At 68.6% G+C, this 22,735-nt stretch carries 23 protein-coding genes and 1 riboswitch; of the genes, 11 read left to right on the top strand and 12 right to left on the bottom strand.

Features of this window, described 5'->3' with window-relative positions:
- Positions 1-9 precede the first annotated feature (9 nt).
- From rbsD to LQZ87_RS06610, 5 genes are read left to right on the top strand one after another with little or no spacing between them, the layout of a single operon-like run.
- On the top strand, positions 10-408 hold the full coding sequence (gene rbsD, locus LQZ87_RS06630) for a D-ribose pyranase (RefSeq protein ID WP_230102678.1): 399 nt from the start codon (positions 10-12) through the stop codon (positions 406-408).
- Positions 408-1,247: a GntR family transcriptional regulator gene (locus LQZ87_RS06625; protein WP_230102677.1), complete on the top strand. Its 840-nt coding sequence runs from the start codon at positions 408-410 to the stop codon at positions 1,245-1,247. The genes rbsD and LQZ87_RS06625 overlap by 1 nt, the downstream gene beginning before the upstream one ends.
- A 26-nt stretch (positions 1,248-1,273) precedes the next feature.
- Positions 1,274-1,528, top strand: coding sequence for a hypothetical protein (locus LQZ87_RS06620; protein ID WP_230102676.1), 255 nt, complete (start codon positions 1,274-1,276; stop codon positions 1,526-1,528).
- Entirely contained in the window at positions 1,525-2,586 is a 1,062-nt protein-coding gene (locus LQZ87_RS06615; RefSeq protein WP_230102675.1) for a PLP-dependent cysteine synthase family protein, read from the top strand. The genes LQZ87_RS06620 and LQZ87_RS06615 overlap by 4 nt, the downstream gene beginning before the upstream one ends.
- Positions 2,587-2,610: 24 nt before the next feature.
- Positions 2,611-3,117: an ACT domain-containing protein gene (locus LQZ87_RS06610; RefSeq protein WP_230102674.1), complete on the top strand. Its 507-nt coding sequence runs from the start codon at positions 2,611-2,613 to the stop codon at positions 3,115-3,117.
- A 116-nt stretch (positions 3,118-3,233) separates the two neighbouring features.
- On the opposite strand, the gene LQZ87_RS06605 is transcribed toward LQZ87_RS06610, so the two are convergent.
- The 4 genes from LQZ87_RS06605 to rlmN all read right to left on the bottom strand — a co-directional run bounded on the left by LQZ87_RS06605 (position 3,234) and on the right by rlmN (position 7,856).
- Positions 3,234-4,247, bottom strand: a complete 1,014-nt coding sequence (locus tag LQZ87_RS06605; RefSeq protein WP_230102673.1) for an aldo/keto reductase family protein — start codon at positions 4,245-4,247, stop codon at positions 3,234-3,236.
- Between the two features lie 18 nt (positions 4,248-4,265).
- Positions 4,266-4,760 (bottom strand): hypothetical protein, encoded by a 495-nt coding sequence (locus LQZ87_RS06600; protein ID WP_230102672.1) that lies wholly within the window; start codon positions 4,758-4,760, stop codon positions 4,266-4,268.
- A 47-nt stretch (positions 4,761-4,807) separates the two neighbouring features.
- Positions 4,808-6,427: a DUF4407 domain-containing protein gene (locus tag LQZ87_RS06595; protein ID WP_230102671.1), complete on the bottom strand. Its 1,620-nt coding sequence runs from the start codon at positions 6,425-6,427 to the stop codon at positions 4,808-4,810.
- Between the two features lie 184 nt (positions 6,428-6,611).
- Positions 6,612-7,856: a 23S rRNA (adenine(2503)-C(2))-methyltransferase RlmN gene (rlmN, locus tag LQZ87_RS06590; protein ID WP_230102670.1), complete on the bottom strand. Its 1,245-nt coding sequence runs from the start codon at positions 7,854-7,856 to the stop codon at positions 6,612-6,614.
- A 114-nt stretch (positions 7,857-7,970) separates the two neighbouring features.
- Here rlmN and LQZ87_RS06585 point away from each other — a divergent pair, with 114 nt between their 5' ends.
- Together LQZ87_RS06585 and LQZ87_RS06580 are read left to right on the top strand one after the other, a co-directional pair.
- Positions 7,971-8,609, top strand: a complete 639-nt coding sequence (locus tag LQZ87_RS06585; protein ID WP_230102669.1) for a bifunctional 4-hydroxy-2-oxoglutarate aldolase/2-dehydro-3-deoxy-phosphogluconate aldolase — start codon at positions 7,971-7,973, stop codon at positions 8,607-8,609.
- Between the two features lie 2 nt (positions 8,610-8,611).
- A complete protein-coding gene (locus tag LQZ87_RS06580) occupies positions 8,612-9,358 on the top strand; it encodes a sulfite exporter TauE/SafE family protein (protein ID WP_230102668.1) in 747 nt (248 codons plus the stop codon).
- Between the two features lie 138 nt (positions 9,359-9,496).
- Here LQZ87_RS06580 and LQZ87_RS06575 read toward each other — a convergent pair whose 3' ends face one another.
- Both LQZ87_RS06575 and LQZ87_RS06570 read right to left on the bottom strand, forming a co-directional pair.
- Positions 9,497-10,330, bottom strand: a complete 834-nt coding sequence (locus tag LQZ87_RS06575; protein ID WP_230102667.1) for an NAD(P)-dependent oxidoreductase — start codon at positions 10,328-10,330, stop codon at positions 9,497-9,499.
- Between the two features lie 25 nt (positions 10,331-10,355).
- Entirely contained in the window at positions 10,356-11,117 is a 762-nt protein-coding gene (locus tag LQZ87_RS06570) for an SDR family NAD(P)-dependent oxidoreductase (RefSeq protein WP_230102666.1), read from the bottom strand.
- Positions 11,118-11,213: 96 nt separating this feature from the next.
- Between LQZ87_RS06570 and LQZ87_RS06565 the strand changes: the two genes are divergently transcribed.
- The 3 genes from LQZ87_RS06565 (at position 11,214) to LQZ87_RS06555 (ending at position 12,835) form a co-directional block, all read left to right on the top strand.
- Positions 11,214-11,573 (top strand): DUF488 family protein, encoded by a 360-nt coding sequence (locus LQZ87_RS06565; RefSeq protein WP_230102665.1) that lies wholly within the window; start codon positions 11,214-11,216, stop codon positions 11,571-11,573.
- A gap of 115 nt (positions 11,574-11,688) precedes the next feature.
- Positions 11,689-12,441: an aminoglycoside 3'-phosphotransferase gene (locus LQZ87_RS06560; RefSeq protein WP_230102664.1), complete on the top strand. Its 753-nt coding sequence runs from the start codon at positions 11,689-11,691 to the stop codon at positions 12,439-12,441.
- Position 12,442: 1 nt separating this feature from the next.
- Positions 12,443-12,835: an MmcQ/YjbR family DNA-binding protein gene (locus LQZ87_RS06555; protein WP_230102663.1), complete on the top strand. Its 393-nt coding sequence runs from the start codon at positions 12,443-12,445 to the stop codon at positions 12,833-12,835.
- A gap of 80 nt (positions 12,836-12,915) precedes the next feature.
- Here LQZ87_RS06555 and LQZ87_RS06550 read toward each other — a convergent pair whose 3' ends face one another.
- The 3 genes from LQZ87_RS06550 to LQZ87_RS06540 all read right to left on the bottom strand — a co-directional run bounded on the left by LQZ87_RS06550 (position 12,916) and on the right by LQZ87_RS06540 (position 15,832).
- Positions 12,916-13,698, bottom strand: a complete 783-nt coding sequence (locus tag LQZ87_RS06550) for an energy-coupling factor transporter transmembrane component T (protein WP_230102662.1) — start codon at positions 13,696-13,698, stop codon at positions 12,916-12,918.
- On the bottom strand, positions 13,695-15,185 hold the full coding sequence (locus LQZ87_RS06545) for an ABC transporter ATP-binding protein (protein ID WP_230102661.1): 1,491 nt from the start codon (positions 15,183-15,185) through the stop codon (positions 13,695-13,697). Before LQZ87_RS06545 ends, LQZ87_RS06550 begins: the two co-directional genes overlap by 4 nt.
- An 8-nt stretch (positions 15,186-15,193) precedes the next feature.
- Positions 15,194-15,832, bottom strand: a complete 639-nt coding sequence (locus LQZ87_RS06540; RefSeq protein ID WP_230102660.1) for an ECF transporter S component — start codon at positions 15,830-15,832, stop codon at positions 15,194-15,196.
- Positions 15,825-15,935: riboswitch (TPP riboswitch) on the bottom strand. Its footprint overlaps the gene before it by 8 nt.
- A 67-nt stretch (positions 15,936-16,002) precedes the next feature.
- On the opposite strand from LQZ87_RS06540, the gene LQZ87_RS06535 reads away from it, so the two are divergent.
- Positions 16,003-17,553: a D-alanyl-D-alanine carboxypeptidase gene (locus LQZ87_RS06535; RefSeq protein ID WP_230102659.1), complete on the top strand. Its 1,551-nt coding sequence runs from the start codon at positions 16,003-16,005 to the stop codon at positions 17,551-17,553.
- Between the two features lie 65 nt (positions 17,554-17,618).
- On the opposite strand, the gene LQZ87_RS06530 is transcribed toward LQZ87_RS06535, so the two are convergent.
- The 3 genes from LQZ87_RS06530 to LQZ87_RS06520 form a co-directional block, all read right to left on the bottom strand.
- Positions 17,619-19,766, bottom strand: coding sequence for an ABC transporter ATP-binding protein (locus LQZ87_RS06530; protein ID WP_230102658.1), 2,148 nt, complete (start codon positions 19,764-19,766; stop codon positions 17,619-17,621).
- Complete coding sequence (locus LQZ87_RS06525) at positions 19,763-21,490, bottom strand: ABC transporter ATP-binding protein (RefSeq protein ID WP_230102657.1); 1,728 nt, start codon at positions 21,488-21,490, stop codon at positions 19,763-19,765. Before LQZ87_RS06525 ends, LQZ87_RS06530 begins: the two co-directional genes overlap by 4 nt.
- A gap of 161 nt (positions 21,491-21,651) precedes the next feature.
- A complete protein-coding gene (locus tag LQZ87_RS06520) occupies positions 21,652-22,713 on the bottom strand; it encodes an enoyl-CoA hydratase/isomerase family protein (protein ID WP_230102656.1) in 1,062 nt (353 codons plus the stop codon).
- Between the last annotated feature and the right edge of the window lie 22 nt (positions 22,714-22,735).

Genomic DNA, 22,735 nt, shown 5'->3' with positions numbered 1-22,735 from the left:
GGAGTCACCATGCGAAAGACCTCGACGACGATCAACCCCGCACTCTCGCGCGTGATCAGCGAGACCGGCCATACCGACCTCATCGTCGTCACCGACGCAGGTCTCCCCATCCCACCGGGGTCCGAGCGGATCGACCTGGCGTACCGCCCCGGCGCACCGGCCTTCTTCGACGTGCTCGACACCGTGCTCGCCGAAATGGTCGTCGAGGGCGCGACGGTCTCGGCCGAGGTGGCCGACCACAGCCCTGAGGTGCTCGCACAGCTGCGCGAGCGCCTCCCCGGCATCGCCGTCGAGCTCGTCCCGCACGTGGAGTTCAAGAAGCGCACGCACGACGCCCGCGCGTTCGTCCGCTCCGGCGAGTTCACGCCGTACGCGAATGTGATCCTGCACGCAGGGGTGGCGTACTGATGGCCACCAGCGTTGTCACCGGAACCGTCATCGGCACAGACGCGATCGACCGGCACTCGGCTGCCCCCATGTACGACCAGCTGCGCCAGCTCATCATCGACGGCATCGAGCGCGACGGGCTGCAACCGGGCGACCCGCTCCCCGGCGAGCACCGGCTCTGCGAGCGCTACGGCATCTCCCGCACCGTGGTCCGGCAGGCGCTCGCGCAGCTCGAGCACGAGGGCATGGTCGAACGGGTCAAGGGAAAGGGCACGTTCGTGTCGCGGCCTCGCACGAGCGAGTCCCTGGTGCACACGCTGATCGGTCTCTACGACGACGTCGAACAGCGCGGCGGTCATGTGCACAGCGACATCCTCCGGCATGAGCCCGAGGAGGCCGACCCCGAAGTGGCGGCGGCTCTCGAGATACCCGTCGGTTCGCCGGTCATCGCGCTCGAGCGCCTGCGCCACGTCGACGGCGAACCGTGGTCGCTGTCGACGACTTGGATGCCCGAGCAGGTCGGGGCCCTGACCCTCGGCGTCGACCTGTCCGAAGCATCCCTCTACCGGCTGCTCGCAGAGCACGGCATCCAGGCGACCGACGGTGTCCGCTCCGCCGAGGCGACCGTCGCGACGCACGACAACGCCCAGCATCTCGGGATCAGCGCCGGATCGGCGCTGCTGCGGCTGCGCAGCATCAGCCGCGATGCATCCGGCACACCGATCGAGTACTTCATCGCGCTGCACCGCGGCGACAGGTCGCGGTTCGAGTTCCAGTTGCGCCGCGACCAGTCGCAGGCGTCGTTGCTGCATGTCGATGACGCCGGTGGCGCATCGAGGGCGGGTACAGTCTCTGTCTGAGGCGTCATCACGTCTCAGAGAGGACGATGATGGTCGCAGGCGCCACTTCTGACCAGACGCCCGGAGACGAGCGCAAGCCCGACACGGGTTCCACGCCTCCGCTCGCGGACCTGACCAGCCGCCCTGTGCCCGTCCCCGGTCCTCTCACCAAGCCCTCACCGGTGGTGCGACCGCCGCGTCGGCGCGCACGCTGGCTGGTGCCCGCGATCGTCGTCGCGGTCCTCGCTGCTGTCGCCGTCGGCATCGTCCTCTGGCAGGCGGCCCAACCAGGCCTCGCATGACCTCCTGGACCAGCGCCGCGATCGCCCTGCTGGAGGCCGACGCCAACCGCAGCGCGGACACGCACCTGCATGTCTTCCCCCTGCCGGCGGAGTGGGGCATCGACCTGTACCTGAAGGACGAGTCGGTGCATCCGACCGGCTCGCTCAAGCACCGCCTCGCCCGCTCTCTCGTCCTGTACGGCCTGGTCAACGGCCGCATCCGGGAGAACACGACGCTCGTCGAGGCATCCAGCGGGTCGACGGCCGTGTCGGAGGCGTACTTCGCCAGGATGCTGGGACTCGACTTCATCACGGTCGTACCGCGATCGACGAGCCCCGAGAAGATCGAGCTCATCGAGTTCTACGGCGGCCGATGCCACTACGTCGACAGCGGCCCGGAGATGTACGGCGAAGCCGAGCGCCTCGCCGCTGAGTGCGGCGGACACTACCTCGACCAGTTCACCTACGCCGAGCGCGCGACAGACTGGCGCGGCAACAACAACATCGCCGAGAGCGTGTTCAGCCAGCTCAGTCAGGAGCGGCATCCGATCCCGGAGTGGATCGTCGTGGGTGCGGGAACCGGCGGCACGAGCGCGACGTTCGGCCGATATGTGCGCTATCGGCAGCACCCGACCCGCGTCGCCGTAGTCGACCCAGAGGGGTCGGCGTTCTACGGCGGGTGGAGCACCGGGGCCGCTGATCACACGACCGGCACTCCGAGCCGCATCGAGGGCATCGGCCGGCCACGCGTCGAGCCGTCGTTCGTGCCGAGCGTGATCGACGAGATGCTGCAGATCCCGGATGCCGCGTCCGTCGCGGCCATCCGGCTGCTGAAGGAGCGCACGCTGCACTGGGCCGGCGGATCGACCGGCACGAATCTCGTCGGAGCGTTCCAGCTGATCGCGCGCATGCTGGCTTCCGGTCGAACGGGCAGCGTCGTGACGCTGATCTGCGATGGAGGCGCTCGCTACGCCGGAACGTACTACTCCGACGACTGGGTCGCTTCCCAGGGTTGGGACCTCGGCCCGCACCGCGCCCGCCTCGACCACTTCCTGGCCACGGGCGTCTGGCAGGCCTGACCTCCGGGTGGCTACGCTGGCCGCATGACCACTCTGATCCTCACTGTCGCCGGATCCGACCGCCCTGGCCTCGTCGCGGCCGTCGCCGACATCGTCGACGCGCACGGCGGCAACTGGGAGAGCAGTCAGCTCGCCGAGCTCGCCGGCGTCTTCGCCGGTGTGATCCAGGTGTCGGTGGCGCCCGATCGCGAGGCGGAGCTGCAGTATTCGCTCCGCGCTCTCGACGGGACGCTGGCGGTCACCGTGCACACCGGGGCGGATGCCTCCACTGCAGCCGAGCAGCCCATCACCCTGCAGGTGCTCGGCAACGACCGTCCCGGCATCGTGCGCGAGGTCTCCGCCGTGCTCCGTGCGCATGAGCTCAGCATCCAGGACATGACGACCGAGACACGGGATGCCGCCATGGCCGGTGGCCGCCTGTTCGAGGCATCCGTGGCGGCGACGGTACCGGCATCCGCCGATCTCACGGCCCTGCGCGCCGACCTGGAGCGGCTCACGGCCGAGCTCCAGGTCGACATCACGCTCGACTGAGCGCTGCCGCGCCGCCGCCGAGACCCCGTCTTCCCACCGAGACCCCGTCTTCTGGACGCCAGTACGACGGGGTGTCGACGATAAGACGGGGGCTCGGCAGGGCCGAGGGCGGAGCATCAGACCAGGCGCGACTTCGGCGAGACCGAGTAGGTGTCCTCGGCGTCGCTGTTGACCGTGTCGCCGAGCGCCTCGTCGATCGCAGCCATGGTGTCCGCGTCGAGGGTCACGCCGGATGCCTTGATCGTGTCGGCGAGCTGCTCGGGACGGGATGCTCCGACCAGCGCAGCCGCGACGTTCTTGTTCTGCAGCACCCACGCGATCGCGAGCTGCGGCATCGTGAGGCCGGCCTGCTCGGCGATCGGCTTCAGCCGCTGCACGGCCGTGAGGATGTCGTCCTGCAGGAGGCGCTTGATGAAGTCCGCGCCGCTGTGCGGGTCGGTCGCGCGCGAGCCCTCTGGCACCGGCTGCCCGGGCAGGTACTTGCCGCTGAGGACGCCCTGCGCCATCGGCGACCAGACGATCTGCGAGATGCCGAGCTCTTCGGATGCCGGCACGACCTTGCCCTCGATGACGCGGTGCAGCATCGAGTACTGCGGCTGGTTCGAGATGAGCTGCACGCCCAGCTGCTTGGCGAGGGCGTGGCCTTCGCGCAGCTGTTCCGCGGTCCACTCGCTGACGCCGATGTAGAGCGCCTTGCCCTGACGGACGACGTCGGCGAACGCCTGGAACGTCTCCTCCAGCGGCGTCTCGTAGTCGAACCGGTGCGCCTGGTACAGGTCGACGTAGTCGGTGCCGAGACGCTTCAGCGAACCATTGATCGACTCGAGGATGTGCTTGCGCGACAGGCCGGTGTCGTTCGGTCCCTTCGGTCCGGTCGGGAAGTAGACCTTCGTGAAGATCTCGAGACCCTCGCGCCGCTGCCCTTCGAGCGCCTTGCCGAGGATGACCTCGGCCGCCGTGTTGGCGTAAGTGTCAGCCGTGTCGAACGTGGTGATTCCGGCGTCGAGCGCGGCGTGCACGGTCTTCACCGCGGCGTCGTCTTCGACTTGAGAAGCGTGGGTCACCCAGTTGCCGTAGGTGATCTCCGAGACCTTGAGGCCGCTGTTTCCGAGGTAGCGATAGTTGACCATGCATCTACGCTAGGGCCTTCAGACGACCGCGGGCGCGGATCGCAGGCGCATCGGCACCACGATCGCGATGGCGATGACTGCGACGGCTGCGAGAGCGCTGATCGCATAGAGCGGAAGGTGCCACGGCGAATGGCTCCCGCCGGAGATCAGGTACGTGTCCGCTAGCGACATTCCCGGTCCGAACGAGGCGATGAAGTACGCCGGAGCCCCGGAGACGAGCAGGCCGAGTTGAGCCGATATCGCCACGACGGGTGGAGATTTCGAAGCGATGCAGACCCACGCCACGGCCACGGCGAGTACGACGCCGAGCCCCAGGATTGCGAACACCCACCCGATGCTGAACATCTGACCGGCATCCGACATGGTCGCGTAGATCTCGACGAGGCCAGTGCCAGGAACCGCCGCGAGCGGGTTGATGACCAGGATGTGCACGGCGGCCCACGTCGCGTACAGCGTCACGGCGAGCACGCCGACGATCGACGCTGCTACGGCAGTGCGGGTCCGAGTGGTCATGCGGCGATCGTAGGAGCGATCGCTGGGAGATCGCCGGTCGCCGGCCGCTAGACCGAAACGGATTCGCGCAGGTCGGCGCGCGTGATCGGCTGCGTTGGAGTGCCGTTGGCCGAGAGGTCGTCTTCGAGTGCGGTGTCGGATGCCGCGGCATCCGCCGTCGTCACGATCGACGCTCTGTCACGGAATCCCTCAGCGGTGACCCGATCGAGATCCACCTGCTTGCGGATCGCGTGCGCCTTCTCGTACAGCGACGGGTCGCCGTAGCTGGTGAGCACCTTCACGATGACGGGCAGCAGCTCGATCATGAAGAACAGCGCAGCGATCAGCCAGTGGGCCCACCAGATGGTCGGCTCCTTCTCGGCGAGACGGTTCAGGCCGCTGATCTGACTGAGCAGGCCGACCGCTCCGGCGTTGCCCTGCGCGACGGAGTCCGCGCGCGCGTTGTAGGCGGCGAGCGCCTGCTGGTAGGAGTCGCGTGCCGCCGGCAGCTGGTCGTTCGCCTGCTGACGGTTCGCAGCCTCGGACGATGCGGTGTTCTCCTTCGCCGCCCCCTCGGCCGTCGCCAGATCGTCGTTCGCGGTGCGCAGCTGGCCCGCGAGACCGTCATAGGTCTGCTGCGCCTGAGCGAGCTGCGCCTTCGCGGCGTCGGAGCTCGAGCCCTCACCGTTGACTCCGGTGCACCCGGGGACCTCCCCGGCGCCCTCACCGGTGAGCTCGCACTGGTACAGAGCACGGGCTTGATCTATGACCTTCTGCTGCTCCGCCATCTTGGCCGTGATGTCGTCGATCGTCGCCTGCGCGGCTGAGGTGGTGGCAGACCCGGAGTCCGTGTCGGCGACGATGCCGGTCGCCGCCTGGTTCTCGAGGGTCGCGACGCGCTCGGTCGCGGCATCCAGTGCCTTGCGCTCCGGCCCGCTCTCCAGGGCATCCTGATCGGACTGCGCCTGGACGATGTTGGTCGCTGCGACCTCACGGTTGATGTCGTTGTGGAAGACCTGCAGCACGAGCGGCTCGGCGACGAGGAATCCGATCAAGACGGCCATCGCGACGCGGGGCAGGGCGAGTCCGAGGAGCTTCCACACGCTGCGCGTCGACGTCATGGTCGAGGTGAGGAAGCGGTCGAGATTGAAGATGATCGCCGCCCAGACGACCGCGAGCGGCACGGCGATCCAGATGGCCGCCTGCACACCCGTGGTGAGGGCGAAGAACATGGAGATCGCCGAGACGAGGGCGGTGCCGGCGAGCACGAAGAACATCTGCACGAACCGCGGAGTCTCACCGGGGACGCGGTCGAGGATCTCTCCCTCCGCGCCGCCGAGGATCGCGAGCGTGCGCAGGCGGGAGCCTGGCGTCCGCGCCGTCTTCTGCCGCGGCATCCGCTCGCGCTTCTTGCGCGGAGCCTTCTCGGCCTTCCGGAGCTTCATCTTGGAAGGCCCGAAGACGCCCTGCGCACGCCGCAGATCGTCGAGCTCATCGTCCTCCGGAGCGGCGGTCGACGGCGCGGCGGGCGACGGCTCGTCATCGGCAGGAGCCGGCTCGCTGCCCGTCGGCTCGTAGTCGCGCAGGAAGTCGATCTCGTCGTCGACCGTGCCGTTCTGAGCGTCGGCGTCGACGGAGATCTTGCCGTCGGAGCCCATGCGACCAGGGCGATGTGCGGAATAGGACATCCCTCCAGGGTAGGAAAGGTCGCCTGTGGGACAGCCGGACGACCTCTGCTCGCACGCTGAGAGGAGGCTTCCCACCCACACACGACCAGCCCGCGATGCGAGATGGATTTCCGCGCTCGGATGTCAGGCGAAGCCGCGAAAACGTTCTTCCATCGGGGCGCGCGGGGCGAGGCCGCGCTCCGACTCAGGCCAGGGCTTCGGCTGCCGCTTCGTCCTCGGTCGTCGCGACGAGCTGGCCGCAGGCCCCGTCGATCTCCTTGCCGCGGGTGTCGCGGAGGGTCGTCGGGATGCCGGCATCGTTGAGCCGGCGGACGAACTCGTCCGTGACGTCCTTCTCCGACGACGTCCACACGGACCCGGGCGTCGGGTTCAGCGGGATCGGGTTCACGTGCACCCAGCCGCGGCCGCGCTGGTTGAGCTTCTCTGCGAGCAGATCGGCGCGCCAGGCGTGGTCGTTCATGTCCTTGATGAGCGCGTACTCGATCGAGACGCGGCGACCCGTCTTCTCGTAGTACTCGCGCGCGGCATCCAGTGCCTCGTCGACCTTCCAGCGCGAGTTCACCGGGATGAGCTCGTCGCGCAGGTGGTCGTCCGGCGCGTGCAGCGACAGGGCGAACGTGACCGGGATGTTCTCGTCAGCGAGCTTGCGGATGGCCGGCACCAGTCCGACGGTCGAGACCGTGATGCCACGGGCGCTCATGCCGAGCCCGTCCGGCTGCGGCGCGACCATGATACGCACGGCATCCATGACCCGCTTGTAGTTCGCGAGCGGCTCTCCCATGCCCATGAAGACGATGTTGCTGACGCGCTCCATGCTGTGGTCGTCGGCCTTCTTTCCGCCGAGCCCGCCCTCGGCGATCAGACGGTTGGCGCGCACGATCTGCTCGATGATCTCGGCGGTCGACATGTTGCGGGTGAGTCCCGCCTGGCCGGTGGCGCAGAAGGGACAGTTCATGCCGCAGCCGGCCTGGCTCGACACGCACAGCGTGATGCGTCCGGGGTAGCGCATGAGCACCGACTCGACCAGGGCACCGTCGTGCAGGCGCCACAGGAACTTGATCGTGTCGCCGCGGTCCGTCTCCAGGCGTCGCACCTCGGTGAGCAGCGGCGGCAGCATGCCGGCCACGAGCTCGTCGCGCTGCGCGGCAGGGAGGTCGGTCATCTCGGCGGGGTCGGAGGTGTAATGCGTGAAGTAGTGCGTTGCCAACTGCTTCGCGCGGAATCCGGGAAGCCCCAGTTCCTTGACCTTGTCGATGCGTTCCGCCGGCGTCAGATCGGCCAGGTGCACCGGCGGCTTGCCGCGCTTGGGGCTGGCGAACTGCAACAGCGGGCGACCGCTCTCATCCTTCTTCTGGGTCCACCCCTCGGTGCGCGGGCGAACCTGCGCTTTCGCGGGTCCCGTCTGGCGGATGGGAGATTTCTCGGTCATACCCTCCAGGGTACGGGCTGACGGGTGGGAAGAGCCTGGGGCGGCAGAACGACCTCGCTTGTCATTACAGGTTGCGATCCGCGAGAATGGGAGCGTCCCCGACGAAGGAGCCCCATGACCGACCGTCTCGCTCGCGCCCGCACCTCCGGCGTTCTCGCCGTGCTGCGCGCCCCCTCCCCCGAACTCGCTCTCGAGACCGCGGAGGCGATCATCCGCGGCGGCATCACGGGCATCGAGGTCACGTACTCGACACCCGATGCTCCCTCGGTCATCCGCGAGCTCATCGCCCGCCACGGGGATGCCGCCTACATCGGCGCCGGCACCGTCACCACAGCCGACCAGGCGCGCGCAGCCGCGGACGCCGGTGCGGAGTTCCTCGTGAGCCCTGGCACCCTGCCCGACCTCACGCGTGCAATGCTCGAGACCGACCGCGTCGTCATGACCGGAGCCATGACCCCCACCGAGGTCATGGGCGCGCTGGCGCTCGGCGTGGACGTGGTGAAGATCTTCCCGGCATCCCTGGGCGGACCCTCGTACCTCGGCGCGTTGCGCGGGCCGTTCCCCGATGCCCCGCTCATGCCGACCGGCGGTGTGAAGCCGGACAACCTCGCGGACTGGTTCGCGGCGGGCTCCGTGGCCGTCGGCGCCGGGGGCGACCTCGCGAACTCCGCCTCGATCGCAGCTCACGACTGGGACGACATCACTCAGCGCGCCGCACGCTTCGCCGCCGCACTCTCCGCCGTTCGCGGTTGAGCGTGCTCGACCTTCCCTTCTGGGCATGGGCGCTCCTCGGCGTCGCTGCGGTCGCCGTCGGGCTGGCGAAGACGGCGATCCCCGGTGGCGGCATCCTGCCCGTCGCGCTGTTCGCAACCGCGCTGCCGGCGCGCACGTCCACGGCGGCACTACTGCTCCTGCTGATCGTCGGCGACGCATTCGCGCTGATCGCCTATCGGCGGCACGCGAACTGGCCGACGCTGCTGCGGCTCGCGCCTGCGGTCGTGATCGGGCTGCTGGCGGGCTTCGCATTCCTCGCGATCGGGAACGACGACATCGTGCGGCGCGCGATCGGCGTCATCCTGCTCGCGATGATCGCGGTGACGCTCTGGCGTCGATCACGGCAGGGCAGAGCGGATGCCGCGCCGCCGGCGCACGGCGTCGTCGCGGCATCCTCGTATGGAGCACTCGCCGGCTTCACGACCATGGTCGCGAATGCGGCAGGGCCGGTGATGTCGATGTACTTCCTCGCGATGCGGACGCCCGTGCAGGTGTTCCTCGGGACCTCGGCGTGGTTCTTCGCGATCGTGAACCTGTTCAAGCTTCCGTTCCTCGCCGGGATCGGCCTTTTCGACACACAGGTGCTGCTGACGGATGCCGCCCTCGTGCCGCTCGTGATCCTCGGCGCCTTCGTCGGGCTGTGGCTGGCACGGCGGATGAAGCAGCAGGTCTTCGACCGCATCGTCATCGGCCTCACGGTCATCGGCGCCGTGTACCTGCTGTTCTGAGGTGCCCGCAGTCCGCACGGGGAAAACCCCAGACGAACCGTCCCAGACCCCAGACGATCAGCCGCGCGAGCGGCGCGTCGGCCGCGCGGCGCGCCGTGCGGCCGCCGAATCGTCTGGGATCCGGCCCGGGAACCCTGCTCAGTCGAGGAAGATGTCGGGGAACAGAGCGGCGTCGGGGGTGCCGGGCACGGCGGCGTAGCCGGAGAAGTCCGTGACACCGTCGGCCTCGAGCACGTCCTCCACGATCAGACTCTGGCCGGTGTACGACGCAGCGGGCTTCGTGAGCACGGAGTACGCGGCATCCGCGTAGATGTCGGCGGTGCGGCTGGCGGCCATGACCTGATCCCCGCCGAGCAGGTTCTGCACTGCGGCCGTCGCGATGGTGGTGCGCGGCCACAGGGTGTTCGCCGCGATGCCGTCGCTCGCGAACTCGGCGGCGAGGCCGAGCGTGACCATGGTCATGCCGAACTTCGCGAGCGAGTAGCCGGTGTGCGCGCCGAGCCACTTCGGGGTCGGGTTCAACGGCGGCGAGAGCGACAGGATGTGCGGGTTGGCCGAACCGCGCAGCACCGGTACGGCGGCGCGGGAAAGCATGAACGTGCCGCGGACGTTGACGTCCTGCATCAGGTCGTACTTCTTCGCGTTGAGGTCGAGTGAGCGCGAGAGATCGATGACGCTGGCGTTGTTGATGACGATGTCGATGCCGCCGAACTCGCCCTGCGTCTTCATGACCGCTTCGGTGATGTCGTCGTCGTCGCGCACGTCGCCCACGATCGGCAGCGCCTTGCCGCCGGCATCCCGGATCTGCTCCGCAGCCGTGTGAACCGTTCCCTCGAGCTTGGGATGCGGGGTGTCGGTCTTCGCGAGCATCGCGATGTTCGCGCCGTCGCGCGCGGCTCGCAGCGCGATGGCGAGGCCGATGCCGCGGCTGCCGCCCGACATCAGGATGGTCTTTCCGGCGAGAGTGGTCATTGGCTGCTCCTCGGTTGGGGTCGGGTCACTTGGGCGCCATGCGGATGGCGCCGTCGAGGCGGATCGTCTCGCCGTTCAGGTAGCCGTTGGTGACGATGTGCAGGGCGAGCGCGGCGTACTCGGCGGGCGTGCCGAGGCGGGCGGGGTACGGCACCTGCTGCCCGAGCGACGCTTGCGCCGCCTCCGGGAGCCCCGCGAGCATCGGCGTCTCCATGATTCCGGGGGCGATCGTGCAGACGCGGATGCCGTAGCGGGCGAGTTCGCGCGCGATCGGCAGCGTCATGGCGTGCACGCCGCCCTTCGACGCGGAGTAGGCCGGCTGCCCGATCTGGCCGTCGAACGCCGCGACGGATGCCGTGTTCACGATGACCCCGCGGTCGCCGCTGTCCGTGGCGTCGTTCTTCGCGATGACGGCAGAGGCCTGGGAGGTCACGTTGAAGGTGCCGACGAGATTGATGCGGACGACGCGCTCGAAGTCGGCGAGAACGGCCGGGTTGCCTTCCCGGTCGAGGACCTTCGCCGGCGGGGCGATGCCGGCGCAGTTGACGACGATGCGCAGCGGCGCGTTCTCGTTGGCCGCCGCGACCGCGGATGCGGCATCCTCGGGACTCGTGACGTCGCCGGCGGCGAACGTGCCACCGAGTTCTGCGGCCATTTCGGCTCCCGCAGAGGACGGCAGGTCGAGAAGCGTGACATGTGCGCCGGCAGCGGCGAGCACGCGAGCGGTCGCGAGGCCGAGGCCGGAGGCGCCTCCGGTGATCAGTGCGCCGGATCCCTGGATCTGCATGGTTCTCCTTCGAACGAATCTGCAACTCAGTCTCAGCATACGCGGTTCTCAGTACCAACTCTGGCGTGCGGTGGCGGAGAGGTGTTGGCTGGAGCCATGGAACTGCGTCGCAAGCGAGCCTACGACACCGCCGAATCCTCGGACGGGTTCCGCGTGCTGGTCGATCGGCTGTGGCCGCGCGGGGTCTCGAAGGCGCGTGCCGCGATCGATCTGTGGGCGAAGGATGCCGCTCCCACCCCGGGACTCCGGAAGGAGTGGCACGCGGCATCCGATGGGGATTGGGGCGCGTATGCCGACCGCTATCGTGCCGAACTGGACGGCGAGTCGGCGTCCGCGCTGGAGGAGCTGGCCGACGAACTGCGGGGGCACGAGGTCGTCACCCTCGTGTACGCCGCACACGATGAGGAGCACAACCACGCCGTCGTGCTCGTCGAGGCGCTGCGCGAGCTGCTGTGAGCATCACCGCGCCCGCACAACTCCGGATCTTTTCGGCAGATCCGCGTGGTTACGGCATCGTCGACGAGGTTTTGAGCAGTTTCTCCGGAGTCATGCGGTCGACGAGGTCGGAACTGTGACGATTCCGGCGGACGAGATGGCCGTCCCGGACCAGGTGTGCGAGCTCGCGCGCGGCGCAGATCTCACGCCCGTGTGGCTCAACGACTACGGTGGCGTCACGTTCCGCGCGACCGGCGCGACCGGCTCGACGAACGCGACCGATCCCTTCTACATCAAGTGGGGCCCGCGAAACCTCGAGTTCTCGCTGCGCGATGAAGTGGAGCGGATGCGGTGGGCTGGGCGCTGGATTCGCGTGCCGCGCGTTCTCGACCACGGCGAGGATGCCACGCACGAGTGGCTGATCACGGCGGCCATCGACGGGCGAAGCGCTGTCGACCCGCGCTGGGTCGCCGAGCCCGCGGCTGCGGTGCGGGCGGTCGGCGAAGGGCTCCGCGCGATGCACGATGCGCTTCCCGTCGCGGAATGCCCGTGGGAGTGGAGCGTGCCAGGGCGCATCGCGAACGCCGAGGGTCGCGGCATCCGCGTGCCTGACGCCCTGCGCGACGCGCCGCCGATCGACCGCCTCGTCGTCAGCCACGGCGACGCCTGCTGCCCGAACACCCTGGTCGCCGAGGACGGGCGCTGGCTCGCCCATGTCGACCTCGCGCTGATGGGCACGGCCGACCGCTGGGCCGACATCGCCGTCGCATCCATGAGTACGGAGTGGAACTACGGGCCCGGCTGGGAGGACGCGCTCATCGAGGCGTACGGAGTCACCCCTGATCGCGACCGCCTCGCGTACTACCGCGACCTCTGGAACGCGAGCTGACATGGCACATCCGCTGATGTTCTCCCCCGACGACCCGCTGCTGGCCAGGGTGCGGGCGATCGCCCTGACTTTTCCCGAGGCTGCGGAGAAGGTCAGCCACGGGCGCCCGGCGTTCTTCACGCAGAAGGTCTTCTGCTACTTCGGCGGCTCGGTGCGGATCGACGGGGACTGGGTCGCGCATGACGCCGGGATCATGGTGCGCCCCGACGCCGAGGACGATCCGGCGCTGCGACAGGACCCGCGATTCTGGGTGCCCGCCTACCTCGGGCCATCCGGATGGCTCGGCATCGACCTGGACGATGACACGGACTGGCAGGAGATCGCCGAGCTCATCGACGCGTCCTACCGCGTGACAGCTCCTCGTCGCTTCGTGGCTGACCTCGACGCGCGCTGACGCGGCATCCCCACCCCGAGAAACCACTTTCCGCTCGAGACACCACCGGTGACGTGGTGTCTCGAGCGGAAAGTGGTTTCTCAGCTCCAGACGAAGCGGAACGTGCCGGCCAGCACTGCGGCGGCGAGCGACAGGGACATGATCAGCACGGCCCCGAGCACCGCGGCGGCATCCCGGCTGTGCAGCCGCGACGGCCTCGACCAGGTCCGCGGGATGCCGGAGCCGAACCCGCGGGCCTCCATCGCCAGGGCGAGCCGCGTTCCGCGACGCACGGCGAAGACGAGCAGCACGAACGCCATCGAGAAGAAGCGCCGGATCGCTCCGCTGTCGCCCACTCCACGGGCTCGCCGCGCCAGGCTCATCGTGCGCCAGTCGTCGAGGAACAGCCCGAGCATGCGGGTGCCTGCCAGGATGCCGAGCACGAACCGGCTGGGGAGCTTCGCGACCTGTGCGAGCCCGTCGGCGAGCTCGGTCGGATCCGTGTTTCCGAACAGGAGGATCGTCGGCAGTCCGAGCGCGACGACGCGCAGGCTCACCGCGACCGCGAGCGAGATCGAGTCGTCGCTGATCGTCGCGAAGCCGAAGCTCCAGTAGACGTGTCCGGCGGGTTCGGCGTACAGCAGCATGCTGAGCCCTGCGATCGGCGCGAACACGACGATGGGGAGGATGCGCCGAAGGACCGTCGACAGCCGCAGACCGGTCAGCGGCAGGCAGAGCAGCTGCAGACCGATGGCGACGAGGCCGCTGACGACGTCGATCGAGGCGAACAGCGGCACCGACAGCAGCAGCGCGAGGAGGAGCTTCGTGACGGGGTTCACGCCGTCGAGCCAGGCGCGCGGTGGCGCTGCAATGACAGAGGTCATGCGCGCACCTCCTGCGGCACGAGCTCGATCCGGTGGCCGCCCAGGTGCCGGATCACACCGTCGTCGTGCGTCACGGCGACGACCGAGGTCCCGGCGGCGATCTGCTCCTGCAGCAGTGCGACCAGCTCGATCCAGCCGCGGCGATCCTGTCCGAACGTCGGCTCGTCGAGGACGATCACCTCGGGGGATGCCGCGAGCACCGTCGCAACCGACAGCCGTCGCTTCTGTCCACCGGACAGCGTGAACGGGTTGGCCAGAGCGAGAGGGGCGAGGTGCAGCCGCTCGAGCAGGTCGTCGACGACGGCCGCGGTGCGGGATGCCGTCCACCCGAGCGCCGCAGGTCCGACGGCGAGCTCGTCGCGCAGGGTCTGCTTCAGGAACTGGTGCTCGGGCTCCTGGAAGACCGTGCCGATGCGGGTGAGCAGTTCGCGGGAGGTCCACCGGAACGGCCGCCGCCCGCGCTTCCCCGCGAGCGGCTCCGCCGCTTCAACTGTGCCGGCCTGCTCGGGGATGAGACCGGCGAGGGTGAGCGCGAGCGTGGACTTTCCCACGCCGTTCGGCCCCGTGATGACGGTCGCGTGACCGCGCGGCACCTGAACCTCGAGTCCTGCCTGCACTGGGATGTTCGAGGCAGCGGTCCGCGGGTCTCGGGCGATGGCGAGCCCGGATGCCGAGAGAACCGGCGCCGCATCCGGAAGGACAGCCGCCAGCTGCGGCAGGTCGACCTCGAGCCCCGGCACCCAGACCCCGGCATCCGCCAGCGCCTGGCCGTGCGCGGCGAAGACCTGCGAGGACGCCCCGTCGGCGAGCAGCCCGCCGTCGGCGCCGAGCACGATCACCCTGGTCATCAGATCGACCCAGACCGGTGTGCGGTGCTCGACGACGATGAGGGTGGAGCCCGCGGCCTCGATGACGCGTTCGACGCTCGCGCGTACCTCGGCGACGCCCTCAGGGTCGAGGTTCGCGGTCGGCTCGTCGAGCAGCAGCAGCCCGGGCCGCATCGCGAGGACGCCGGCCAGCACGAGACGCTGCTTCTGCCCGCCGGACAATGCCTTGGTCGGGCGCTGCAGCGGCACCTCGAGTCCGACGGCATCCAGCGCCTCAGCCACCCGCGACGGGATCTCGGATGCCGGAACGCCGAGGTTCTCGCATCCGAAGGCGACATCATCGCCCACCTTGGACAGCACGATCCCGGCATCCGGATCCTGCATCACGAGCCCGGTCTGACCACGCCGCGACTCCGGGGCTGACCCATCGATCGTCAGCGTGCCGGTGCGCTCCCCCTCGTCGGCGTCGCCGAGGACGCCGGCGAGCCCGGCGAGCAGGGTCGACTTGCCGGCGCCTGATGCGCCGAGCAGCAGCACCCGCTCGCCGGGCTCGATCGTGAAGCTGACGTCGCTGACCGCCGGGCGCTTGCGCCCCGCGTAGCGCCAGCCCCAGCCCGCCGCCTGCACGCGAGCCGGGGGCGCCCCGTTCTCAACAGGCAATGGACGCCTCAGATCTCGCGAGCGAGCTCTCGGCCTGCGGCGAAGCGGCTCAGCGCTCCGGTGGCGGCGAGGGCTCGCACGAGCAGCCAGCCCACGATTCCGGCGAGCACGATGCCTGAGACGGCGACGCTGACGAGGTAGATCGTGTTGAACTCGAGCGACTTCAGGATGTTCGGGGAGCTGCCGTAGAACAGCTCGAAGATCCACGCGGCGACACCGGCACCGGCGCCGGCGAGGGCGGCGACCACGATGCCGAAGCGGCGGTAGAAGAACAGCGCGAAGATCAGCTCGGCGCCGAGACCCTGCACCATGCCGGAGAGCACGGTGGAGACGCCCCAGACGTTGCCGATGAGCATCGAGACGATGGCGGCGACGACCTCGACGACGAACGCGGCGCCGGGCTTGCGGATGACGAGGCCACCGACGACGCCGCCGATCAGCCAGATGCCGACCGCGATGCCGCCGAGTCCGGGGGTGAGGGCATCCGCGGCCCCGAACCAGGCACCGCCGACGACGTTCCAGCCCCAGAAGAGCAGACCGATCGCGACACCCAGGACGGCGGCGACGACGATGTCGACGACGCGCCAGCGCCAACGATTCGGGGTGACCGTCTGTGCGGTCCGGGGCGTGCGTGTAGACGTACTCATCTGAGCTCCTCCCTGCGCCGGCATGATCCGGATCAGGTTCGACGGTCGAAGCGCGGATCGCTTCCTCTCAGCCCGGCATGCCCGGACTCCCGTGGTTGTGAACTCGATCTTACCCGCCTCGAACCCGCAGGGTTACTCGATCCATGCACGTGATTGGGTACCGTAAGCAGGTGACCATCGAAGACGCGACGCCCGTGACCACCGGGATGACCCGTCGCGCCCTGCGTGCTCGCGAGGAGATGCGCGGCTCGCAGACGCCCGCGATCCCCATTCCCGACCTGCCCGATGACGAAGAGCCGGACGTCGACGCGACCCCGGAAGAGTTGACCGGCGAAACCCCACGAACGGCCGCGCAACCGGTCGCCTGGGCCGACGCCGAGCGCACGGCGACGGCCCTCACGTGGCTCGAGACCGGTGACGTCGTCGACACCACGCTCCCCCCTGATCTGGATGCCACGGCGACCCGCCCCGGCGGCGAGGACGTCCTGGCGGACGCGAAGCTGCGCCCTGCTCTGCTGCGTACACGCTGGCTGGTGCCGCTGGGAACCCTCGTGCTCTGCGGTGCGGCCTACGCCGCGACGACGCTCATGTGGCCCCTGCACGCTGTGCCACCCGTCGTTCAGGCGCTCGAGTTCGCGACGACGCCCGCTGCCGCGGCGGAGATCACCTGGCCGACCGGCGGCAGCTCGAGCGTCGGCGTCGCCGGCGTCTCGTCCACCGCATCGACTCCGAATGCGGCATCCATCGCGAGCGTGACGAAAGTCGTCACCGCACTCATGGTGCTGGATCGTCACCCGTTGAAGCTGGACGAACAGGGGCCGGAGTACGCGTTCACCTACTCCGACAGCGTGGAGTACTGGGACTATCGACGCTCCGATCAGTCGGCGCTCGACGTGCCGGTCGACGGCGTCCTGACCGAATATCAGATGCTCCAGGGCACGCTGCTCGGATCGGCGAACAACTACGTCGACCGCCTCGCGCGTGAGATCTGGGGGTCGAACGAGCAGTTCGCTGCGGCGGCCAAGGCCTGGCTCGCCGATCGCGGACTCGGTGACATCACCGTCGTGACGCCGTCCGGATTCGACGCACGCAACGCCGCGACGCCCGAGGCGCTGCTGCGTCTGGGCGAGCGAGCCATGCAGAACCCGGTCTTCGCCGAGATCGTCGGGACGAAGCAGGTGGATCTGCCCGGCGCCGGCGTCGTGAACAACACCAACGGGATGCTCGCCGACCCCGGCGTCGTCGGGATCAAGACCGGGACGCTGGGTGACAGCTGGAATCTGCTCACCGCCAAGGACGTGACGATCGGCGACACGACCGTTCACCTCTACGCCGCTGTCCTGAATCAGGCCGACGACGAGAGCAGGCTCGCGGCCACGCGCTCGCTGTTCACTCAGGTGGAGGCCGCACTCGCAGCGCAGGAGCCGTCCGTCGCGGAGGGAACCGTGGTCGGTCGCGTCGACACCGTCTGGGGCACGAGCGTCGACATCGTCACCGACTCCGATGCCACCGTCGCGCTCTGGAACGGCGCCACCTCGACGGCGACGGTCACCCTCGGTCTCGACGACCAGCGTGCCGACGGCGACGATGTCGGCACGCTCTCGGTGACCGGCCCCGTGGATGCCACGACGGTCGACGTCTCCCTCGCGGATGAGATCGCAGACCCGAGCCCCTGGTGGCGGCTGACTCATCCGCTGGAGCTGCTGGGCATCGTCGACTGATCTGCAGCCGCACATGAGAAGAGCGGGGGTGGCCGGTCGGCCACCCCCGCTCTTCTGCGATCGCGTCAGCTCTCGCTGGACTGCTCTGCGTTCTCCGGCAGCTCTGCCTCGCCGGTCGCGACGACGGGAACCGCGTCGGTCATGGCCGCTTCGGCGTCGATGTCGGTCGCGGCCTGCTCGAACTGCGACTGGTACAGACGCCAGTACGCGCCCTGCGCCGCGATGAGCTCATCGTGCGAGCCCTTCTCGACGATGTCGCCGTGCTCCATCACGAGGATGAGGTCGGCGTCGCGGATCGTCGACAGACGGTGCGCGATCACGAACGACGTGCGCCCCTGTCGCAGCGCCGCCATGGCGTGCTGCAGCAGCAGCTCGGTGCGGGTGTCGACCGCGCTCGTCGCCTCATCGAGGATGAGGATCGACGGCTGCGACACGAACGCTCGCGCGATCGTGATCAACTGGCGCTCACCGGCCGACACGTTCGAGGCATCCTCGTCGAGAACCGTCTCGTACCCCTCGGGGAGGGAATGAACGAACCGGTCGACGTACGTCGCGGTCGCCGCCTCGATGACCTCGTCATCGGTGGCGGTGGAGCGGCCGTAGCGGATGTTCTCGAGGATGGACCCGGCGAACAGCCACGGGTCCTGCAGAACCATCCCGGTGCGGGAGCGGAGCTCCGAGCGGGTGACGCCGGCGATGTCCTGACCGTCGATCAGGATGCGCCCGCCGCTGAGTTCGTAGAACCGCATGATCAGGTTGACCAGGGTGGTCTTTCCCGCACCGGTCGGTCCGACGATCGCGACGGTCTGACCGGGCTCGACCCGGAACGACAGATCCTTGATCAGCGGACGATCCGGTGTGTACGAGAACGACACGTCCTGGAACTCGATGACACCGCGACCGGCGACCTCGGGGTCGGGCAGCGACGCCGCGTTCTCGGCATCCGGATCCTGCTCGTCGGCATCGAGGAAGTCGAACACCCGCTCCGCAGAAGCGGTGCCGGACTGGACGACCGCCGCCATGCCACCGAGCTCCGCGAGGGGCTGGGTGAACTGCTGCGAGTACTGGATGAACGCCTGCACGTCGCCGAGGCGCAGCTGGCCGCTCGCGACCATCAGGCCGCCGAGGACCGCGATGCCGACGAAGGTCAGGCTGCCGACGAAGGTCATGGCTGGCATGATGACGCCCGACAGGAACTGCGCCTTGAAGCTCGCCTGGTACAGCTCCTCGTTCTCGGCCTGGAAGCTCTCGAGGGCCTCCTGCTCGCGACCGAAGACCTTGACCAGGGCGTGACCCGAGAAGGACTCCTCGACGCGGGCGTTGAGGCGACCGACCTTGCGCCACTGCGTGCCGAAGGCCTTCTGCGAACGCGGCCCGATGACGCCGAAGATGACGCCCATGAGCGGCAGAGCCACCAGGGCGACCAGGGCGAGCTGCCACGAGATCGAGAACATCATGACCAGCACGCCGATCACGGTGAGCACTGATGTCAGCGCACCCGAGAGCGACTGCTGCATCGTCTGGGTGATGTTGTCGATGTCGTTCGTGACACGCGAGATCAGCTCACCGCGCTGCACCTTGTCGAAGTAAGCCAGCGGCAGGCGGTTGATCTTCGCCTCGACGGCCTCGCGCAGTCGCCACATGGTGCGGACCATGATCACGTTGATGACATAGCCCTGCAGCCAGCTCAGCAGAGCGGCGACCACGTAGATCGCGAGCACGCTGATGATGACCCAGCGCAGTCGGTCGAAGTCGATGCCTGCGCCGACCTGGAAGTCGTCGAACGCCGCCACCATGTTGGCGAAGTCGTCCTGATTCTGCGAGCGCAGGATCTCGACGACCTGCTCTTGCGACGTCCCGGCGGGTACGCCGTTGTCGCCGAGCACTTTGGAGATGTAGCCCTCGTAGATGAGGTTCGTGGCCTCACCGAGGACCTTGGGCGCCGCGACGGTCAGCACGACGCCGACGGCGCCGAAGAACGACACCAGCACGAACCACAGCGCGGACGGCTTGAGCAGCCCGATCATGCGTGCGAAGCTCTTGCCGAAGTTGTCGGCCTTGCCGGGCTTCACCGCATCCCAGTCACCGGAGTTCTGGCGCGCCTGCTCCGCGAGCTCGGCCTCGTACTGCTCTTCGGCGGTCAGGGTCGAGGTGGGGCCGACCTTCGCATCGGTGGGTGCCCCTTCGATGGGCTCAGGAAGCGAGGTGCTCATGCGTCCACCCCCAGCTGCGACTCGACGATCTCCCGGTAGGTCTCGTTGCTCACGACGAGTTCTTCGTGCGTGCCGACTCCGACCATCTCTCCTCCTTCAAGGACGACGATGCGATCGGCGTCAGTGATCGTGGACACGCGCTGGGCGACGACGATCTTCGTCACCTGCGGCAGCTCTCGCCACAGAGCCTGGCGAAGCCGTGCGTCCGTGGTGAGGTCGAGTGCCGAGAACGAGTCGTCGAAGACGAGGATCTGCGGCTGGTGCACCAGTGCGCGGGCGATCGCCAGGCGCTGGCGCTGCCCGCCGGAGACGTTCGTGCCTCCCTGGGCGATGCGGGTCTCGAGCCCTTCGGGCATCTCTTCGACGAAGTCCTTGGCCTGCGCGATCTCGAGCGCTGCCCAGAGCTCTTCATCCGTGGCATCCGAGCGTCCGTACCGGAGGTTCGACGCGATCGTGCCAGTGAACAGGAACGGACGCTGCGGCACGAGGCCGATCGTCTTCCAGAGCGCGTCCATGTCGGCTTCGCGCACGTCGACACCGCCGACCCGAACCGTGCCGCCGGTGACATCGAACAGGCGAGGGATCAGCGAGACGAGCGTGGTCTTGCCCGCACCGGTGGATCCGACGATCGCGACGGTCTCGCCGCGCTCTGCCCCGAAGGAGATGTTCTTGAGCACCGAGGACTCGGCGCCGGGGTATGCGAACTCGACGTCCTCGAACATGACAGTCCCAGGGACCGGGAAGTCGGTCGCGCCGTCGACAGGCCGCTCGAGGCTGGAGTCGGCGTCGAGGACCTCGCCCACGCGCTCGGCCGAGACCGCAGCACGAGGGATCATCATCGCCATGAAGCTCGACATGATGACGCCCATCATGATCTGACCGATGTACTGCATGAAGGCGAACAGCGTGCCCACCTCGACGTTGCCGTTCTGCACCTCGACGCCGCCGAACCAGATGACGCCGACGACAGTGACGTTGAGGATCAGCATGAACAGCGGGAAGAGCAGGACGAACAACGAGCCGATGTTGCGGCCGAGGATCATGAGGTCGGTGTTGGTCTCGCGGAACCGCTCCTCCTCCACGCGCTCGCGCACGAAGGCGCGGACGACGCGGACGCCGGTGAGCTGCTCGCGCATGACCCGGTTGATCGCGTCGAGCTTCGACTGGTTGCGGCGGAACAGCGGCACCATGCGGGCGATGATGAGCACCGCGACGATGAGCAGCACAGGCACGGAGACGGCGATCAGCCAGCTGAGACCGACATCCTGCTGGACGGCCATGATGATGCCGCCGATCGCGAGGAGCGGCGCGGTGACGAACATCGTCGCGCCCATCATCGCCAGCATCTGCACCTGCTGCACGTCGTTGGTGTTGCGGGTGATCAGGGAGCCCGCTCCGAACTGCGAGACCTCGCGCTCGGAGAAGCCGCTGACGCGCGCGAACACGTCGGAGCGGATGTCGCGGCCGACGCTCATCGCGGCCTTGGCCGCGAAGTAGGTCGCGACCACGGAGCAGACGATCTGACCGAGCGAGACGACCAGCATCCAGGCGCCGGTGCGCCAGATGTAACCGGTGTCGGCCGTGGCGACGCCTTCGTTGATGATGTCCGCGTTCAGGCGCGGAAGGTAGAGCGTCGCCAGAGCGCTGGCGAACTGGAACACCAGAACGCCGACCAGCAACGGCCAGTACTTGGAGAGATAGCGGAAGAGGAGTTTCCCGAGCATGTAGTGGAGTCCTTTGGGGAAAAGGCCGATGAGGCCACCAGATAGAGTGCCACGACCTTCGGACATTGCCCATAGCCGAACGGCGTTATCCGCTCAGGGCGAACGACTCGCAGATGGCGCCGGTTTTCTCTCCGCCGTCCAAGAACCTCGGACGGATGCGCTCAGTCGAACAGCGGCACGTCGGGCGTGAACGCGCGGGCTGCTGATCCGGCATCCGCCGTCAGATCCGCGATGGTCGCCGGCTGCCATTTCGGCGAGCGATCCTTGTCGACCAGCTGTGCGCGAATCCCTTCCGGAAGGTCCGGATGCTGCGTCGCGAACCACATCACGCGACGGTACTCGCCGATCAGCGCGTCCCGCAGGGTTCCCTCGCGCGCTTCGCGCACGGCATCCAGCGTCACGGCGAGGCCGGTGGGCGACAGTTCACTGAGAGTGTCTGCGGTCGCGGATGCCGAAGCCTCTGCCCGTGCGGACAGCCGCTCGGCGATCTCGCCGACCGTCTCGGCCGAGAAGACCTCGTCGATCCAGGCGCGCTCGGTCGCGAGCACGGACGCCTCAGGGGTCTCGTCGAACAGCAGCACGAGCTCGGACGGGCTCGTCGGATCGGCGCGCTTGCCGAGCGCCTCACGCAGCTCGTCCAGGTGCTGCGACGGCACGTAGTGATCCGCGAAGCCGGCGTAGACGGCATCCGCCGCCGACATGGTTCCCCCGGTCAGCCCGAGGTACTCGCCGATGCGGCCCGGCGCGCGGCCGAGCAAGTACGTGCCGCCGACATCAGGGGTGAACCCGATCCGGGTCTCCGGCATCGCGAGGCGACTGCGCTCTGTGACGATGCGGATCGCGGCGTGGCCGGCCAGGCCGATCCCCCCGCCCATCGTGATGCCGTCCGCGATGGCGACCACCGGCTTCGGGAACTCGGAGATCATCAGGTTGAGCGCGTACTCGGCACGGAAGAACTCCGCCGTCTGCTCCGGTCGGCCGGAGACGATCTGGTCGTAGAGAGCACGCACATCACCACCGGCGCACATTCCGCGGTCGCCGGCGCCGTCGATCAGGACGATGTCGATGTCGGTGTCATCGCGCCACGCGTCCAGCGCCGCACCGAGCTGCTGGATCATGTCGTGGTCGAGTGCGTTGATCGCCCTCGGCCGATTGAGGGTGAGGCGTCCGAGGGCGCCTTCCGTGCGAACCAGAACCGTGGGCTCGGCGTCGATGTCAGTCACGGGAGCCACGTTACATGGGGCT

This window comes from Microbacterium sp. Bi121 (genome assembly GCF_918698005.1).
Taxonomy (GTDB): Bacteria; Actinomycetota; Actinomycetes; order Actinomycetales; family Microbacteriaceae; genus Microbacterium.
Note: the sequence above shows the minus strand (reverse complement) of the source record. Positions and strands in the feature narration are given on the sequence as shown.